The sequence below is a fragment of the Perlabentimonas gracilis genome, assembly GCF_011174675.1.
GTDB classification, from domain to species: Bacteria; Bacteroidota; Bacteroidia; order Bacteroidales; family Tenuifilaceae; genus Perlabentimonas; species Perlabentimonas gracilis.
Genome location: NZ_JAANIG010000055.1, coordinates 1 through 16,948 on the forward strand (window position 1 = coordinate 1; position 16,948 = coordinate 16,948).

Genomic DNA, 16,948 nt, shown 5'->3' on the forward strand with positions numbered 1-16,948 from the left:
AGCGCTTTATCATGATCAATCAGGGCACTAGGGATCGGGAGTTCTTTTACTTTAGGCTAAGGAACTATTTCTCTTAGCACCTCAAAATAATATTTAGCCTATATAACCAATACTTTTAAAAACTTAACATAATAAATAGCACCATGAACCGAAATTAACATTACCTTTGCACCCCCAAAAATATGTAGATGCCAAATATTAGGAATATAGCCATTATCGCTCACGTTGACCACGGAAAAACTACTTTGGTTGATAAGATGATTATCCAAAGCAACGTATACAAGGAACATGAAACTCCCGGTGAGCTAATTCTCGACAACAATGATCTGGAGCGCGAACGCGGAATAACAATTCTAGCCAAAAACGTGTCGGTTACCTACAAGGGAGTTAAGATAAATATTATCGATACCCCTGGTCACTCCGATTTTGGAGGAGAGGTAGAGCGCGTGCTTAACATGGCCGATGGTGTTTTACTATTGGTTGATGCCTTTGAGGGCACAATGCCACAAACACGCTTTGTGTTACAAAAAGCCTTGTCGCTCGGGCTTAAACCAATCGTTGTTATAAATAAGGTTGATAAACCTAATTGTCGTCCCGAGGATGTGCAGGAGCAGGTTTTCGACCTAATGTTTAACCTCGATGCTAACGAGGATCAGCTGAACTTCCCAACCATTTACGGAAGTGCTAAACAAGGATGGATGTCAACCGATTGGAAAACCCCAACCAAAGATATAGTTCAGCTTTTAGATGCCATTATCGAGTACATCCCAGAGCCTAAGGTCAACAAAGGTTTGCCTCAGATGCTAATTACCTCGTTGGACTATTCTGCTTATGTTGGACGAATTGCCATCGGTAAGCTATATAGAGGTGAGCTAAAGGTTGGTCAGCAGGTTGCACTGCTTAAGCACAACGGACAGCTAATTAAATCAAAAGTAAAAGAGCTTTTAACTTTCGAGGGGTTAGCCAAGCTAAAGGTTGAAAAGGTTGAAGCAGGAGATATTTGTGCATTGGTTGGTATTGATGGTTTTGATATTGGCGATACCATAACAGACATAGAAACTCCCGAGGCCCTCCCATCTATAGCCGTGGACGAGCCCACCATGAGTATGGTGTTCACCATAAACGACTCACCCTTTTTTGGAAAAGATGGGAAATTTGTAACATCCCGCCACCTTAAGGATAGGCTCGATAAGGAGCTAGAAAAAAACTTGGCACTGAGAGTAAAACCCACTGAATCGGCCGACTCGTTTACAGTTTTTGGACGAGGTGTGCTGCACCTTTCCATACTTATTGAAACAATGCGCCGCGAGGGTTACGAGCTGCAAGTGGGACAGCCACAGGTTATTATAAAATTGGTGGGAGGCGAGAAATGTGAACCCATCGAGGTGCTAACCATAGACCTACCAGATGAGGTTTCGGGACGTGCAATTGAGTTGGTAACCCAACGCAAGGGCAGCCTGTTAATTATGGAGCGCAGAGCCGATAGGGTACATCTCGAGTTTGAAATACCAGCTCGCGGCATCATTGGGTTAAGGAATATTTTGTTAACAGCCACGGCTGGAGAGGCCGTTATTGCTCATCGCTTCAAGGGATTTGAACCCTACCGAGGGCCCATCGAAGCGAGACAGAACGGATCGCTAATAGCAATGGAGAGCGGCACCGCATATGCTTACGCATTGAACAAGCTGCAGGACAGGGGACGATTCTTTATCGATTCGCATGAGGATGTATATGCAGGACAAGTTATTGGCGAGAACAGTCGCGCTGGCGATATGGTTGTAAACGTCACCAAATCGAAGAAGCTAACCAATATGCGTGCATCGGGATCCGACGAAAAAATGTTTCTTGCGCCACCCATTAAATTTAGCCTCGAGGAGGCTCTCGAATACATCCAGAAGGATGAGTATGTTGAGATTACGCCCAAGTCGATGCGCATAAGGAAAATTCTGCTCAACGAGCACGATAGAAAGAAGCAAAGTAAACAGTAGTTTAAAAAAATAAGCCACAAGCTTATCTTTTGTAGAGCAGATTTTGTGTTTTGATATTATTAATTACCTTTGCGGGATGTTTTTTCGGAAGAAGTGAGCAAGATTTTAAATAGATATTTAGTTCAGTTCAAGGGACTTGCGGTTGGTCAACACGTGTTTAGTTTCGATGTTGACAAGGCGTTTTTTGACGAATTTGAAGGTGGTGAGATATCAAACGGAAGGCTTAGCGTTGAGGTAATTCTCAATCGCTTAAGCAATATGATTGAGCTCGATTTTTTTATCGAGGGCGATGTGGAGGTTAAGTGCGATCGATGCCTGGAGGTTCTCACCATACCAACCGAATTCGAGGGGAAGTTGGTAGTTCGCATATCTGATTCCATTGATGAGAGCGAAGTAAGCGATGAAATTTGGTATGTAAGTAGCAATGAGCATGAGCTTTCGTTGGCGCAGTATATTTATGAGAGCATTTGCCTAAGCTTACCCCTACAGCGCTACCATGGTATTCTTGGCACCTCAACAGACGATTGTGATAGCGAGATGCTAGAACGCTTACAAACCCTCTCGCTAGATGAAAATCAAGAAGTCCGAGAGGCGGATACAACCGACTCACGATGGGATAAGCTGAAAGACCTAATGAATAATCAGAATTAAACCCTTTTTACGTAACAATAAATAATTACCAAAATGGCACATCCAAAGAGTAGAATTTCGAAGCAGAGGAAGAACAAACGTAGGACACACTACAAGGCAGAGGCTCCAACTCTATCTACATGCTCAAATTGCGGATCAACCACACAGTACCACAGGGTATGTCCAGAGTGCGGATACTATCGTGGCAAGCTAGCAATTGAGAAAACAGTAACTGCATAGCAGTAGCTGGTTTTCCCCATTCCTACAAATACAAAAATCAACATTTATGAAGATTGGTGTAGATGCAATGGGTGGAGACTATGCGCCTGATGCAATAGTAAAAGGTGCCATAGAAGCCCAAAAACAACTGTTACCCAGTGAGCGAATTGTTCTTTTTGGCGACAAGGAGAAGATTCTGCAGATACTTAGTAGTGAGAGTGCGAGCGAATCAGATTTTGATATCGTTCATTGCTCCGAAGTGATTGGGATGGGGGAAAACCCGGCCAAAACTTTTGGCAAAAAAACCGATTCGAGCATTACAGTAGGCTTTTCTTGGCTTGCCCAAAAAAAGATCGATGGATTCGCCAGCGCAGGTAATACAGGCGCAATGCTGGTGGGTACGATGTACACTATAAAGTCAGTATCCGGAATTATTCGACCTGCCATTGCTAGCTACATACCTGTTGCCGATGGCAAATTTAATCTGCTTCTCGATGTTGGAATAAACCCCGACTGCAGGCCCGATGTGTTATATCAATACGGTATACTCGGAAATATTTATGCAAAGCTGATTTTTGGTGTTGATAACCCAAGGATTGGACTGCTTAACATTGGTGAAGAGGAGGAGAAGGGCAACCTTGTAACTAAAAGTACTTACGAGTTGATGAAGGATAACACCGATTTCAACTTTGTGGGCAACATTGAGGGGCACGATATTTTCTCCAATGCAAAGGCCGATGTAGTTGTGTGCGATGGATTTGTTGGGAATGTGGTGTTGAAAGAGGCCGAAGCCTTTTATCATCTAATTAAGAAACGCAAAATTTCTGACCCATTTTTCGAGATGTTCAATTTCGAAAACTATGGAGGTACCCCAATTCTTGGTGTTAATGCACCCGTGATAATTGGTCATGGTGTTTCTAACGCAAAGGCCATAATGAATATGATCCTGCAAACCAAATCGGTTATTAGCTCCGATCTATGTGGTAAAATTAAAGAGGCATTCAACTAATGGGAAAAATTACAGCAGCTATCACCGGCATAGCCGGTTACGTTCCCGATTATGTTCTAACCAATCAGGAACTTAGTCAGATGGTCGATACCACCGACGAGTGGATAATGACCCGCATCGGAATTAAGGAACGTAGAATACTCAAGGGCGAGGGCCTTGGCACTAGCGATATGGCTATGCACGCAGTGAACGATTTGTTGCGAAAGACCAATACCCATCCCGATGAGGTTGATATGCTGATATGTGGCGTGGTAACGCCAGATATGCAATTCCCCGCCACAGCAAACATCATTAGCGACAAGTGCGGCATAAAGAATGCATTTGGGTACGATATGAACGCAGGCTGTTCCAGCTTTCTTTATGCGCTTGTAACCGCTTCGAAATTCGTTGAATCGGGTTCGCACAAAAAGGTGGTTGTGGTTGGAGCCGATAAAATGTCATCAATTACCGACTATACCGATAGACAGACGTGCCCAATTTTTGGCGATGGTGCCGGCGCTGCACTTCTTGAACCCACAACCGACGGTTTTGGAATAGTAGATTCCATTATGCAGGTTGATGGATCTGGAAGAAAACACTTGCATCAGGTGGCAGGAGGGTCATGCTATCCGGCCTCAGCCGAAACCGTAGCCAAGCGCCAACATTATATTTACCAAGAAGGACAAGCTGTGTTTAAGGCAGCCGTATCTAATATGGCCGACACTGCGGTTGAGATAATGAAGCGAAACAATATTGAGCCTGAGCAGTTAGCATGGCTAGTTCCCCATCAAGCCAATATGCGTATTATTGAGGCAACTGCAAAACGAATGGGAATTAAGAAGGAGCAGGTTATGATTAACATCCAGCGCTATGGAAATACAACCAGCGCTACCATACCCCTTTGCCTTTGGGAGTGGGAACCACAGCTGCGCAAAGGCGACAATGTAATTATTGCCACTTTTGGAGCAGGGTTTACCTGGGGAGCAACCTATCTTAAATGGGCATATGATGGAAGTTCAGCTAAGTAAAAATGCTTATTATAAAAAAAGCCTGACAAAGAATATCTTGTCAGGCTTTCTTTTTTTGGAGGTTACTTCGCAATTACTAGCCTAGTAGTTTTTTGAAAAGATTCCGTTTTGATTAAAAGCAGGTATATTCCGCTCGGAAGATCACTGGTGGGGATTTGGGTCGACTCGGTGTGTGATCCCTTTTTAAACCGCTTAATTTCTACCCCTACCGGAGAGTAGATGGTTATTTCTCCCTCGCCAATGTATGAACTGGAGATGTATACCTTGTCCTGTGCTGGGTTTGGGTAAACACAAAAATCGTATTCGTTTTCAAGATAATCCGATGAGGTTTCATCGCCCCAAATACGCAAAACAAACTCAGGATGATCGATAAAAGGGTTTCTGTTATGTTGGTATTTTTCGAAAATCGCATTGTTTCTATTTATCTCCTTTTCGCTTACAGGGTCGTTTTTATGCCACTCAAGCAATAGATTTACAACCCACTCTTCGAAAGCCGGGAATTGAGTTCCGTTGGTAACATCGTTGGACCAGGTATGCATTCGGTCGTAATAGCGCGTGGCCATATAGAAATAGGAGCGGGCAAAATCACCCTTATACTCGTCGATAGGCTCGAAAACAGTTCCACTATAACCTGCATAGGAAGAGTTTCCCAACTTGCTTCCGTTTGATGATGTGTAGGTGGCTGTGCCAACTTCGCCAAAGGGATAATCACTTCGAACAGCATTTACCTTCTTATCCGTTGGATATATGTGGAAAAGATCGGTATTCATAGGGTCTATGGCTCCACCGAACCAACTTCGGGGGAATGAATGCTCGCGATTGTAATACTCACACTCATTGGTTCCTCCCGAACCCGAGTCCTGATCGCTGCCAAATGTGAAGGTGCAAGAGGAGTACATATCCCATACTTTCCCATCGGAGCGCATATCGGTGTCGTAAAAAGCATTCCATAGCCCCGGGGTATAGCTTAGCGTGGTATGATCCTTTATGATGCCATGAAGAGACACCATAAGTTCCTGCCCGTATTTGTTTTGAGCATCAGAATAGTAACCGCTAGGAGCCTGAGCAAAGGTTACTGTAGCAATAGTGTAAAGTAGGGTGACTAGGTAAAATTGTCTCATATTTTTTCTATTTTGCAGAAATTACTAAATCCATTGGAATATCAAACTCGTCGGTAGGAACAGACTTAACCATTTGAAAGCTATATGCAACCCCAATTTTAAGCATACTGTTGGTTCTTAGCAGCTTATCATAATAAGCCTTACCTCTACCCATCCTGTTTCCCTTGATGTCAAAAGCAACGCCTGGAATAATTGCAAAATCAATGGGTCGGTTATCGTAAATGGCCCCTTCCTGTGGTTCTAATATTCCAAACGAAGGGCCAACCCTCATGCAATCCATTCCGCTAAACTCTCGCAGCTCAAGCGAATTGCCTACAACTAGTGGTAAATAGATTTGCTTGTGCTTATACCATTTCATCACAAAGTCGTGGGTAAAAACTTCATCATTCATCGACCAGTAAGCTAGCACAACCTTTGCTGTTTTAAAGGCCTCAAGTTTTTCAATCTCTTCGAAAATTTGTGTCGACTCCTTCATCATTACTGACCGATCAGCTTCTCTCTTCCTTTCACGTATCGCCCTTCTGAGCTCCTTTTTTTGTTGGGCTATGTCTGTACTATTCGACATCATATTGATAGTGTTTAGTTATACTAATATCAATTAATCTAAAAATTTAAATTCACATTATGCATATTTGGAAGATAGCCCGTTAACGATTCCAACGATATTGAGAATATAACTCCATGAAAATAGTCACCTTCATTTACCCTATATCCTCCTCTGTACCCCATATTAAGCGGATAGCTGCTACGAAAAAGGTTGAAATCAGCCGTTAGGTCAAAACCTACCGAATGCCGTGTACCCTTTTGCTCATTAAGCCCCTGTTCCGTAGGTAAATATCTATTCACAATGGCATTGTCAACAAAAATATTACCCACCAATCGCTTAAGGTATAAAAGAGGCCCAATGGCTAGGTCGGGATATGCTGCAGGAAAGGTGTAATCGATACTAGCTGTTAAAGCCGACTTAGACAGTTCTCGATCATAACCTCGAATAGGAGTGTAACGGAGAGTCCTAACGTATTGCTTTGGATCCTGTGTCTCAGCTTGTCCTGTTATCAGCAAGCTGTGGTTCGTGCTAAATCCAGGCAAATATATCCAAGATTTTATAAATGATGAGCCACCCATCACTTTGCTTGTGGGTGAGCTTATAGTTGCTGCGTAAAATTGTATCCCATACTTCGGTCTAATGTCTCTATGTGCCCTTCGGGTAATGGAGTAGAATGAAATGTAGGGTTCAACTAAACCCGACCATTTTTGGTAAACTTCGTTGCCATAATCCCACATCCAATTGTTTGTATAAATTAGCGAGAGGCCCAAATTGGCCGATGTAGCCACGTGGCCAGAGGTAAAGGTATAGGGCGCTCTTATTCTCACCCTTGCAGAGATGCTTGGCTCGCTAGAGTAGGTGATGAAGTTTGGCGCTAAGGGGCCATGCTGTATCACAGAGTACTCGTTACCGATATTGAAGCTTGCCATGATTTTGGGGTACCAACCCATATATTCAATATGGGCATGTCCTCCATGCGTTTTGTTATAGGAGTACCCTAGGCTTGAAACCAAAGTGCTGGTAAGGTTCTGCGAAATAAGTGTAAGGCCAGGGTAAAATGTTGTGGCTCCATCCATTAGATCCATTGGATTAAAATAAATTGGTGCCCAGCTATGAATGTTAATCAGTTTTTTTGCCCTAGGATATTTGCTTAGCTCGGTGTAGCCATTTATTTTATCTGTTTCTTCTTGCAATTCATTCGCATTGAGGATAATTGGGTAAAATGGCTTTGTTTCCTCGTTCCAAAGAAAAGGTTGAGCAGACTCGTTTTTAACAATAACCGGTAGGCTGCCATTGGCTTGGAGGTTAGTTGCTACAAGTACGTTAAGGTGGCTTAAATCAGTTAAACCATAAGTTGACTCAACCACTTTAAATAAATTATTATTTACGATGTTAATAGCAAAAACACTTTCCCTGTAGTTGTGGGTTTTAGTAAAGTATAGCATTCCATTACCAAAAGCTAGGTTTGATATGTCCTTGTGCACAGGACCTACAATGGTGTCGGGCTTGCTGTTAATGTTATAGTACCTAAGTATTACCATACCGTTTGGCGATGCGCAACGGGCAAAAATTTCTGATCCATCGCCTCTGCATATCTCTTTTAACTCTAAGGTATGGGGTATGCTAACCCTTTTTAATGTCCTTCCCTGTGTGTCGATTATCGTAATATAGTTTTTCCCATCAGCACAAATCTCAATAGTTGCAATACTATCGTCTAGGTATGCAATGGGGTTGAAAAGCCTTGTTTTATGGGTAATCCTCTTTGTCTTTTGTGATTCATAATCGTACATCCAAACTTCGGAGTAATTAATGTACTCCCAACGAGGATGTGCCGCATACTCGCTCCAAAGTAAGGTGTTGCTTGAATGCGAAAACTTACTTGTAGCTATACCTAGGGTATGTAAATCCTTGTGTGAGTTGCTTTTTAAATCGATGGCAACTAGCCTTGGTCTGTGGGTTAGTGACTTAACCAACGCCACTAAAGTGGAATCGTTAAGAAGATGCGGATTGGTGTACTCCACATAATCGCCATTAATATTATCCCTGTTTATTAGACTTCTAACAACATTAGAGTCAGCTAAAGGCTCAATTGATTTCCATATCGAGTCATGATACGATACAACGCCACTAAACGTTTTTTTTAACGTTTGGTTTGTGCTTCGTCTAAACGAATAGTCGAAGGGAAAGGTGAAGAATAATTTTTTACACACTGATGATAGCGCATCGCTCCAAACCTCAGAGCCAAACCTGTAGTTTGTATAGCCAACCAGCTGATAACCGAAGCTGTAGTGGTTTGGAATGAAATCTTTATACGAACCCATTAACCACTTATCGTAGCTAAATTTCGACCCACCATTTTCTGCAATATGGGTAAGGTAGTGTCTGTAAAAGGAAGCCTGCCTTCCGCGGCCTGCCTTTGAGTAGGCTGTTTCTGCATAAACAGCATCCCCTTCTAAAAACCAAAGAGGGGTGAGTAAGAGTTTTAATCCGATGGCCTGCTGGCCAAACAAGATGTTGCCAAATCGCCACTTACCACCATACATTTTATCGAGCTGTACTATGTGCCGAGTTTCATGAAGTGCAAGATGAAACAGCCACGGTTCTGATGAGGCATCGGTTGAGTGAGTGGCAATTATTTCCATTCTTTTGGGTGCCCATGAAACAAATCCGTTGGACATAATGCTGTTGCTGTGAATAACAGCAGAGAACTTTCTGGGAGAATGACTTAGTGTGGTAGAAACCCTCTGTAAAGAGTAGTCTAAATAATTGCTAAAAACCAATGCAAGGGAATCTGATCCCTCGTGATAAATTATTTGGTACCTTTCATTTTGAATCTGTTGCCATTTAAGTCCGAAGGGCTCCTGGCCACTTACATAGTACTGTCCTGAAACTTTCAGAGATGAGAAAACAAGAGCAAAAAGTATAAGCGTGTTACGCATAGTGCAATCATCGTTTAATAACCTTGGAAATGTAAGAGATGTTGCTGCTCTGTACCGATAGAATGTAAATTCCCGAAGCTAATCCTGCTGCGCTAATGCTATGTTTCTCGTTGGGGAAAAGTATTGATTTGTTTCTTAATATAACACTTCCTAACTGATTGAATAACATAATTTCTACCTCTTCTGGTTTATCGTATTCGCTCCAAATAGAAATGGTGTTGTCGATAGGGTTTTGAATCCTAATACTGCCCCTGCCGGTGCTGTTGGTGCCCGAACTTAGCAATGGATTTGCTTCAACGTAAAGTTTTAGCGTAACGGGTAAATGATCGGACATGTTGTACAGAGCGTTTAAAACGTAGCTCGGAAGCGATGTGTTGGTTGGGTTTATGAGCGATTGATTAAAACGTTTTCCATCCTGCCCCAAGGCCCAATAGGTATCTGCAACATAACCTAAGCCAGAGTTCCTTTCCATAATCGCTTTAGATGCAAGAATGAAATCAAACCTGTCGTCCATTCCTCCCCCCGAATGGCAATCGCCCGAGGTATGTGTAGACTGGGTGTGGTACTTTGCATAGTACGAGTTATTGTTCCAGTGGCCGATTGCATCAACCGGATCGTAAAGCTTTACGCCTGAATTTGTGGGTGATATAAACGATTGGAATGCGGCCTCGCTTGAGGTGTATACATTAAAATCGCCCATAAACAGTATGTTGTCATCAATATTATATTTGTCGATATGGTTCATGATTTGTAAGGCAGATTGGGCGCGAGTGGCTGCATCGCTCGACGAGTTTCCGGCCTTCAGGTGTGTTACTATGCAGGTAAGAAAAATGGTGTCACCATGTATTAACTCTTCCGATTTATAATACAAACGGTACACATCGGTTATTCTGGGCGATGTTAAAACGTGAGTTTGAGACTTTAATGCCAGCTTGTTGGTGTTGTAGTAAAGCATATTTACCAGATAGCTGCCTGTGTAGTTTGCCCTTTGGTAATTTGTGGAACCGTCGACATTAAATACATTGTCGATAATTCTGTTTACGCTGCTAACGCTTCCGTTCATCTCGTTTACCGTAAAAATATCGGGTTTATAGAATGATGTAATGGTTCGCAGGTATGTATCCTTTTGGTTTACGTTGTTATTTACACTAGTGCACCACGAGGTATTCATATCGTAGTAAAGTAGATTGTACTGCATAACCCTAAGCGTATCGCCTGCCGATACGTTTATCGCGATGAGAAGGAGAAGGGAAAGTATGATGTAGCGCCGTTTAACCATAATTACAGTGTAAGAAATTGTATTAATTGAGAGGTAGTGATTATCCCCCAGCTTTTTTAACGTTTTTGTAGCCAGAATCATGAAGAATGCCGAGGATTCTGTCGCGAAAATCACCTTGAATAATAATTTCTCCATCCTTTACGCTGCCGCCAACGCCGCATCGTGTTTTTAGGAGCTTAGCCAGCTCCTTTAGATCGTCGTTGGAGCCAACAAAACCCGAAACAATGGATACCACTTTTCCACCACGATGTTTCTTCTCGAGCCATACCCTGAGCGTTTGCTTGCCTGGTTCTTGAGTTGGAACTTGCTCCTCAGGTTCCTCGGGTTGGTAGTCGGGGTTCGTAGAGTAAGCAAACTTAAGCTTGTCTTTCCAATCGTTCATATCACTTTCGAAATGGGTTAAGACGGCAAATGTACGAAAAATTAGGATTTTATGAGCACAAAAAAACCACGTGCTCAACGTGGCTTTAACTAGGAATTGAATCGGGTTATCTATTCGAAAAGAAAGTCTAGGTCGTCACCGGGGTGTACCTCCTTTGTTTTTTGGTCGTGCTTAAAAATCCTTGCAGGTTTGTTGCCCACCAGCGTGATATCTCCATCCTCAACCCTAATCATAGAGCCTTCTCTAAGGCCCACCACGTATGAAAAAGGATCCATAGTGGTAAATTCTACAATGCGCTCTTCACGGGTTTCGCCAGCGTGTCCATCAGGATTTGCATCGAGGTAGTGGGGGTTAATTTGGAAGCGAACCAAGTTGAAAGCGCTAAAGTTATCGGGCTCAACAATGGGCATATCGTTGGTTGTGCAAATGGTTGGGCAAGCCACATTTGCTCCGGCGCTCCACCCAACGTACGGAATACCTTCGAGTACTCTATACCTAAGCGTTTCTATGATATCAAGTTGCTGTATTATCTTTAGTAATCTAAAGGTATTTCCACCCCCAACAACAAAGGCCTCTGCGTTTCTTACGGCGTCCTTGGCGTTTCGATGATGGTGAAGCGAGTCAACCTCTATACCCAGGCCATCAAATTTTTCCTGTACCATTTTTTGGTAATCGTTAAAGCTAAAGGTAACGGCTGCGTAGGGAAGAAAGAGAACCTTTTTTACATCGCCAAGGAACGATGATATTTCTCCTATTGGGTGCTGGAGGTAAGCCTCTCCTGCGTTGGTTGAGTTGCTGATGAGTAGTAATCTCATGGTGTATAGAGGTTTAAAAATTTATCTAACTTGTTTTTAGCAATACACAAGATAATGTCTTTTTAACAATTCGAAAAGCGAAATGAGAAATTAATTACTGGCAAATTTTGAAAGGCCAAAGTGGCTAGGTGTTCCGACTATGAAGTGAAACAGATCTCAACTTGTTGGTTACAATTGATGCTTACGGCTAGGAGCTGAAGTTGAGATGCAGTGGATTGGGATAGGTTCCACGATTCAACAGTGTTTTGCAACACCTCTATTTTACGCGAAAGCTCAATGTCAGATATCTTTTTAGCCGTTTTCATTAGGTAATCTAAAAAACGGGAGTAGTTTTCGCTGTTGTAGGGTACTATTGGGAAAAGTATGGGTTCTCCATCCTCCAGCTTATCAAAACTCACCACATCAGATCGATTAAGAAGTTGTGCTTCTACCGATTGACATACCAAAAGGTTATGACTATCTGCATTAAAATCGATTCGCTTATTTTTGCAATCAACAACCAGCGCGGTGGAGTAAATATCATCCTTTTTCAACTCGAATAAGTCCATAGTATAAAACAATTTACTCTTAATTAGCTCAACAATAAATTCGTTTGAGTTATGCGTTTCGCTTAGGTTGTTTTGTAGCTCGTTCTGCAGAAACATCTTTATGGCCGCCAATGGAAGCTGATTGCTGTTGGCGTAAAGCGATATAATAACCTGGTTGGTTTCGCAACCAAATTTTACCAGCTGTGCTTGCCCTCTTGTTTCTATTTGCTTGGGGAGAAGAAAAATATGTACCGGAGAATTTTCTTGCTCATTTGGTAAATCTTTTTGATTTTCGATACTATGCTCCAGCGTTTGTATAAGGAACTTCTTTCGTTGAATAATTTTATGGGCAAGTTTACGCTTTCGCCTGTTGTCAAGAGCCAGCACAACAATTATGGCAGTTAGCATCAGAAGAACAGATCCAAATATACCCCTGAGCATTTTTTGCTGATCGAGCCTACGTTGAATATACTTAAGCTCTCGTTCCTTTTTCTCTGCCTCATACTTAAGCTCCATCGATGCTATGTTCTGGCTTACTTCAGCATTAAAAAGCGAGTCTTTTAATGCAGTCATTTGCTTAAAATAATAAAGGGATTTTTCGGGTTGATTTTTCGCTTCGTATACTTGGCTCAGGTTAAAATAAATTTCTTTTTCGGTCTCTTTCTGCTGATAGTGTAATGCGATATCTTTTGCTTCAAGTAAATATTTATCTGAACTGTTGTAGTCGCCTAACATGTAATATACAACGCCTATATTTTTAAGTGTATACGATAAGCGTGAGTGGCTATTAATTGACTTAAATAGTTCCAGCGCTTTAAAATGATACTCTAGAGCCTCTTTGTAAGCGTTACGATTGGTGTGAAGCATTCCGATATTGTCGCTAAGAATTGCAACGCCTATGACAACGCCAAGCGAATCGTAAATGTTTAGGGCTTTACTGTAGTATTGGAGCGCTAGGTCGTAGTTCTTAAGTTCCACATATGCTGCGGCAATGTTGTTTGATGCCCCTGCCACGGCCCTGGGGTGCTTACCTTTTTCGTTGGCAACAAGGTAGTTGGTAAAGTATTTTAAGGCATTAGGGTATTCCTCTTTAAAAAAGTAGATTTGACCAATGTTGTTTGACACCATTCCAACACCTTCCTCATCACTAATACTTTCGAATATCTCAAGGCCATTCAAAAAGCTTTCAATGGCCTGTTCGTACTTACCCCAGGTTTTGTGTACCAATCCAATATCGTTATATACCCTGGCCACCTCCTGGCGATTGTTGATAAACTGATAAACCGAAAGAGCATTGTTATACTCTTGAAGGGCGCTATTAAACTCTCCTTGGTTATATAGTATATACCCAATTTGATGGTGGATATCGCCCATTTGTTGCCTGTCCTTAATTCTTGTTGCAATGTCTAATGCTTTTCTCCAGGTATCTATACTGGTTGAGTAAGCGCTATCGGAGTATGCAATGGCAATTTGGCTTAAAAGCCGAAGACGAATCGTATCGTGTGCAGCTGCTTTTTCAAGTCGTTTAAGGCTGTCTATTTGGGAGACGTTATTTATCGCGTCTTGGCTCCATAGGGTGAGTGCTATTAACCCAAAGGTGGTGATGAGTCTTGCCATTTGCTATGTTTTGGTGAAACTCTACTACGCAAATATAGCAATAATGGTTAAATGTTGAACAAAAAAATGCCTTCTCAACGAGAAGGCATTTTGTATGTTGGTTTATTTGTTTTCTATTTGTTAAAAGCTTAGAAGTCTTAGGCCAATGGAAAATGGATAGATTTCATCGCCCTTACCATCTTCGAATAGCTGTACTGGGTAGTAGGTGGCAAAAAGGCTTAACCCTCGGTACCCTAAGCGAGCAGTTAGCCCGTATCTAAAAGGCGACAGGTTAAAATCGTCGCGAACTTTATCCTTTCCCTTATTAGTTCCTTCGTATACAACTTTGGTGTTCGATCCAATTTTTACACCCCCTACCACGCCGGCCGAGAAGAAAATACGGTGGCGATAGCTTGTGGGTATCTGGAATTCAAGAAGTAGTGGGGCGTTTAAGTAAGTTGTAGAGAGCCTCGATTTGGTGACTATTTTATTTGGATCCAGCAAGTAGGAGTCATCAACCACCGTTTTGCCGTCAACTACTGTTATGGTATTTGAGTTGCGGAAGTGGTAGTTGTTGAATTCTAGCCCTAAACCAGTTACCATTCCTACCTTATCGGTGCCAAAACCAAAGCTATACTGCATAAAGTTAAGGTTAAAGTTCCACGACCTACCCTGCTTAAGTTCAAGATATTTCAGGTCATCCTGCATATTAATCGATTGGTCAGCATCCATTAAGCCGTTGAAGCCCCACTCAAACCCTGCCCAATGACCTTTAAAACGGGCTTTACGCTTGTAAGTAAAGTCCTTATCCTTAAAGCTGTCGAATGTGTGCTTATCGCCCGTGTCGGGAATTTCAATAGAAGTGGTACCATCCTTCTCAACAATCACAATCTCCCGTTTGCCTAATCTAATCTTTGTTGTGTCCTTACCGCTCATCTGCGTTACGGTTTTAGTATCTACATTGGTTTTTGTTGTATCAACGATGGCATACTTAGTAGTATCCGTCATCTCTAAGTTTTGTAGAACTGCTAGTTTATCGTCCTGGGCTACTGTTATGGTGGTTAAAATTGATAGCGCCAGAGTGGTTAATAGTAATTTCATATTATTTCTAGTTTTAGTGAAAATTTAATTTGTGAATTCTGCTGTATGACGGCGATGTCCATAAAATGTTACAGGGCTCTGCTAATTTTTCCGAATGGGCACTGAAAGAGCAAAAAGTTCCGATTCGAAATATATTTTCTCAATCCTTCCCTCCTCGTTCTTTTTAGCGTCAAGGTTCAATGTTCTTCCTGTTGCGTTCGAAAGCCTGTTGAATCCCATTTGGGCTAATTCAAATAGTCCAATTTCTCGCACTCCCGATGATTGATTGCTGCCGACAGGTTCAGGTTGGGCTTTGTGGGGTAGGTGTAAACTCGCCAAGGATAGGGAAGGCTTAGTGTCATCAATTATAGTTGATTGTGGTATTTGAACTAGAGTTATACTTGATATCTTAGTGATTTCAATATTCGAATCAACTTCCTGTGTTTCTTGTGAAATCAGGCTGGTTTCATTGTCAATCATTGTTTGGGGTTTATCTTTTATGATTGCAATTGGAGTTTCTATAACACTCGGAACATCAGCTGGGATGTTTATGGTTGATTCTTCAATGGCAACTGGTTCAATCATCTCATCTGTCCCAGTATTTCGAGTTTCGGCATCAATAGCCAACTGCTCCCCGTTGATTGAGTCGAATTGGTTAATTCCAACGTTCAGGGCAAAAACCAGTATTAAAGCAGCAGCAACACCACTACTTATGGTTTGCAGCGTTTTGTGCGTTATGTTTACTAGGCCAATTCGTTTAATTGCTGATTTTTTTCCGAAAACTATTTCTGTGCTGGCTACGAGCTTCGTTTTATTTATATCGGAAAGTGTTGTGTTTGCGCTTGCATCTGTATCCAAATGATGGTTTAACTCCTTATCCTCTAGCTCGGTTATGTCTCCCTCAATTTTTGCAATGCAAAGGTAGTCCAAGCGGCTTTCTACCCCCAACTGTGAATCTTTTTTTAAAAGTTCACTTTTTGAATATGGGGTATCAACCGGTACTAGATGTGCGCTTTCAATACCATGTAGCTCAGCAGCCAAGTCGGGGTTTTGCTCTAGGAATGCCTGCAACTCCTTAGCCTGCGTACACGATAGATTGCCATCGATGTAATCGATAAAGTAAACCTCGTAGTTGTTTCTATTAATTGGCATGGCTAAATAACAGTCTCTAGTTGTCCTATGTATTGCTTCAAAGCTATTCGAGCTCTGTAAATATATACCTTTACTTGCGACTCGTTAAGGCCGGTAATCCCCCCAATCTCCTCGTAAGAGTAACCCTCGTAGTCCCTTAGCAGTATAACCGAACGTTGTACTTCTGGTAGCTTTTTCAGGGCTTCATGCAGTACTTCTTGTAGATCGCTATACTGCGCCGTTGTGCTTAAGCTGATTTCACTGGCTTCGTCCATCGCACCGCTCCGCTTGTTCATCCTTATAATGTCGATACAGGCATGGTAAGCCGATGTGAACAGATACGATTTTACCTTGGCAAAATCTACATTTTCGCGTTTTACCCATAACCGCTCAAAACAATCCTGCACCACATCGTTAGCCCCATCGGCATCGCCTAAAGTTTTTAGGGCAAAGCGATACAGTCCGTCGGCAAAGCTATCGACACAAGAATTGTACTCCTTAGCGGTCATGCAAATTTTTGGTATTTCGTTGGTATGACGGTGAACCCAACACAAAGTTACAGCAATACATATTATTTTTATATGAATATCCGCTAATGTGCCTAAAATATTATATTTGTACAAAATTTATTGAAAATGAATTTTATAGATTTTGTAAAGCAGCATCCTGATGAGAAAA

15 protein-coding genes are annotated in these 16,948 nt (G+C 42.0%); 5 read left to right on the forward strand and 10 right to left on the reverse strand.

All coding sequences use genetic code 11. The features are described 5' to 3' along the window. Positions 1 to 188: 188 nt before the first annotated feature. The 5 genes from typA to G8O23_RS15925 all read left to right on the forward strand — a co-directional run bounded on the left by typA (position 189) and on the right by G8O23_RS15925 (position 4,853). A complete protein-coding gene (gene typA, locus G8O23_RS15905; protein ID WP_166366654.1) occupies positions 189 to 1,988 on the forward strand; it encodes a translational GTPase TypA in 1,800 nt (599 codons plus the stop codon). Positions 1,989 to 2,081: 93 nt separating this feature from the next. Beyond that, positions 2,082 to 2,639 carry a YceD family protein gene (locus G8O23_RS15910; protein ID WP_166366655.1) on the forward strand — a complete coding sequence of 186 codons (558 nt, stop codon included), beginning with the start codon at positions 2,082 to 2,084 and terminating at the stop codon, positions 2,637 to 2,639. 33 nt (positions 2,640 to 2,672) lie between these two features. Beyond that, complete coding sequence (rpmF, locus tag G8O23_RS15915) at positions 2,673 to 2,858, forward strand: 50S ribosomal protein L32 (protein ID WP_166366656.1); 186 nt, start codon at positions 2,673 to 2,675, stop codon at positions 2,856 to 2,858. Between the two features lie 46 nt (positions 2,859 to 2,904). Continuing rightward, entirely contained in the window at positions 2,905 to 3,846 is a 942-nt protein-coding gene (gene plsX / locus G8O23_RS15920; protein ID WP_166366657.1) for a phosphate acyltransferase PlsX, read from the forward strand. Next, entirely contained in the window at positions 3,846 to 4,853 is a 1,008-nt protein-coding gene (locus G8O23_RS15925) for a beta-ketoacyl-ACP synthase III (protein ID WP_166366659.1), read from the forward strand. The genes plsX and G8O23_RS15925 overlap by 1 nt, the downstream gene beginning before the upstream one ends. A gap of 62 nt (positions 4,854 to 4,915) precedes the next feature. On the opposite strand, the gene G8O23_RS15930 is transcribed toward G8O23_RS15925, so the two are convergent. The 10 genes from G8O23_RS15930 to G8O23_RS15975 all read right to left on the reverse strand — a co-directional run bounded on the left by G8O23_RS15930 (position 4,916) and on the right by G8O23_RS15975 (position 16,779). Next, positions 4,916 to 5,974: an endonuclease gene (locus tag G8O23_RS15930; RefSeq protein WP_166366661.1), complete on the reverse strand. Its 1,059-nt coding sequence runs from the start codon at positions 5,972 to 5,974 to the stop codon at positions 4,916 to 4,918. Positions 5,975 to 5,981: 7 nt separating this feature from the next. Beyond that, on the reverse strand, positions 5,982 to 6,542 hold the full coding sequence (locus tag G8O23_RS15935; RefSeq protein ID WP_166366663.1) for a 5-formyltetrahydrofolate cyclo-ligase: 561 nt from the start codon (positions 6,540 to 6,542) through the stop codon (positions 5,982 to 5,984). A gap of 35 nt (positions 6,543 to 6,577) precedes the next feature. Further along, on the reverse strand, positions 6,578 to 9,460 hold the full coding sequence (locus G8O23_RS15940; RefSeq protein WP_166366665.1) for a hypothetical protein: 2,883 nt from the start codon (positions 9,458 to 9,460) through the stop codon (positions 6,578 to 6,580). 7 nt (positions 9,461 to 9,467) lie between these two features. Further along, positions 9,468 to 10,739 (reverse strand): T9SS type A sorting domain-containing protein, encoded by a 1,272-nt coding sequence (locus tag G8O23_RS15945; protein WP_166366667.1) that lies wholly within the window; start codon positions 10,737 to 10,739, stop codon positions 9,468 to 9,470. Positions 10,740 to 10,779: 40 nt separating this feature from the next. Further along, entirely contained in the window at positions 10,780 to 11,121 is a 342-nt protein-coding gene (locus tag G8O23_RS15950; RefSeq protein WP_166366669.1) for a translation initiation factor, read from the reverse strand. Between the two features lie 110 nt (positions 11,122 to 11,231). Beyond that, positions 11,232 to 11,936: a dipeptidase PepE gene (gene pepE, locus G8O23_RS15955; RefSeq protein WP_166366671.1), complete on the reverse strand. Its 705-nt coding sequence runs from the start codon at positions 11,934 to 11,936 to the stop codon at positions 11,232 to 11,234. A 137-nt stretch (positions 11,937 to 12,073) separates the two neighbouring features. Beyond that, the gene (locus tag G8O23_RS15960) at positions 12,074 to 14,080 is read right to left on the reverse strand and encodes a tetratricopeptide repeat protein (RefSeq protein WP_166366673.1); all 2,007 of its coding nucleotides are present in this window, start codon (positions 14,078 to 14,080) and stop codon (positions 12,074 to 12,076) included. 120 nt (positions 14,081 to 14,200) lie between these two features. Next, positions 14,201 to 15,160 (reverse strand): outer membrane beta-barrel protein, encoded by a 960-nt coding sequence (locus G8O23_RS15965; RefSeq protein WP_166366675.1) that lies wholly within the window; start codon positions 15,158 to 15,160, stop codon positions 14,201 to 14,203. 81 nt (positions 15,161 to 15,241) lie between these two features. Further along, positions 15,242 to 16,291, reverse strand: a complete 1,050-nt coding sequence (locus G8O23_RS15970) for an anti-sigma factor (RefSeq protein WP_166366677.1) — start codon at positions 16,289 to 16,291, stop codon at positions 15,242 to 15,244. A gap of 2 nt (positions 16,292 to 16,293) precedes the next feature. Then, positions 16,294 to 16,779, reverse strand: a complete 486-nt coding sequence (locus G8O23_RS15975; RefSeq protein ID WP_166366679.1) for an RNA polymerase sigma factor — start codon at positions 16,777 to 16,779, stop codon at positions 16,294 to 16,296. Between the last annotated feature and the right edge of the window lie 169 nt (positions 16,780 to 16,948).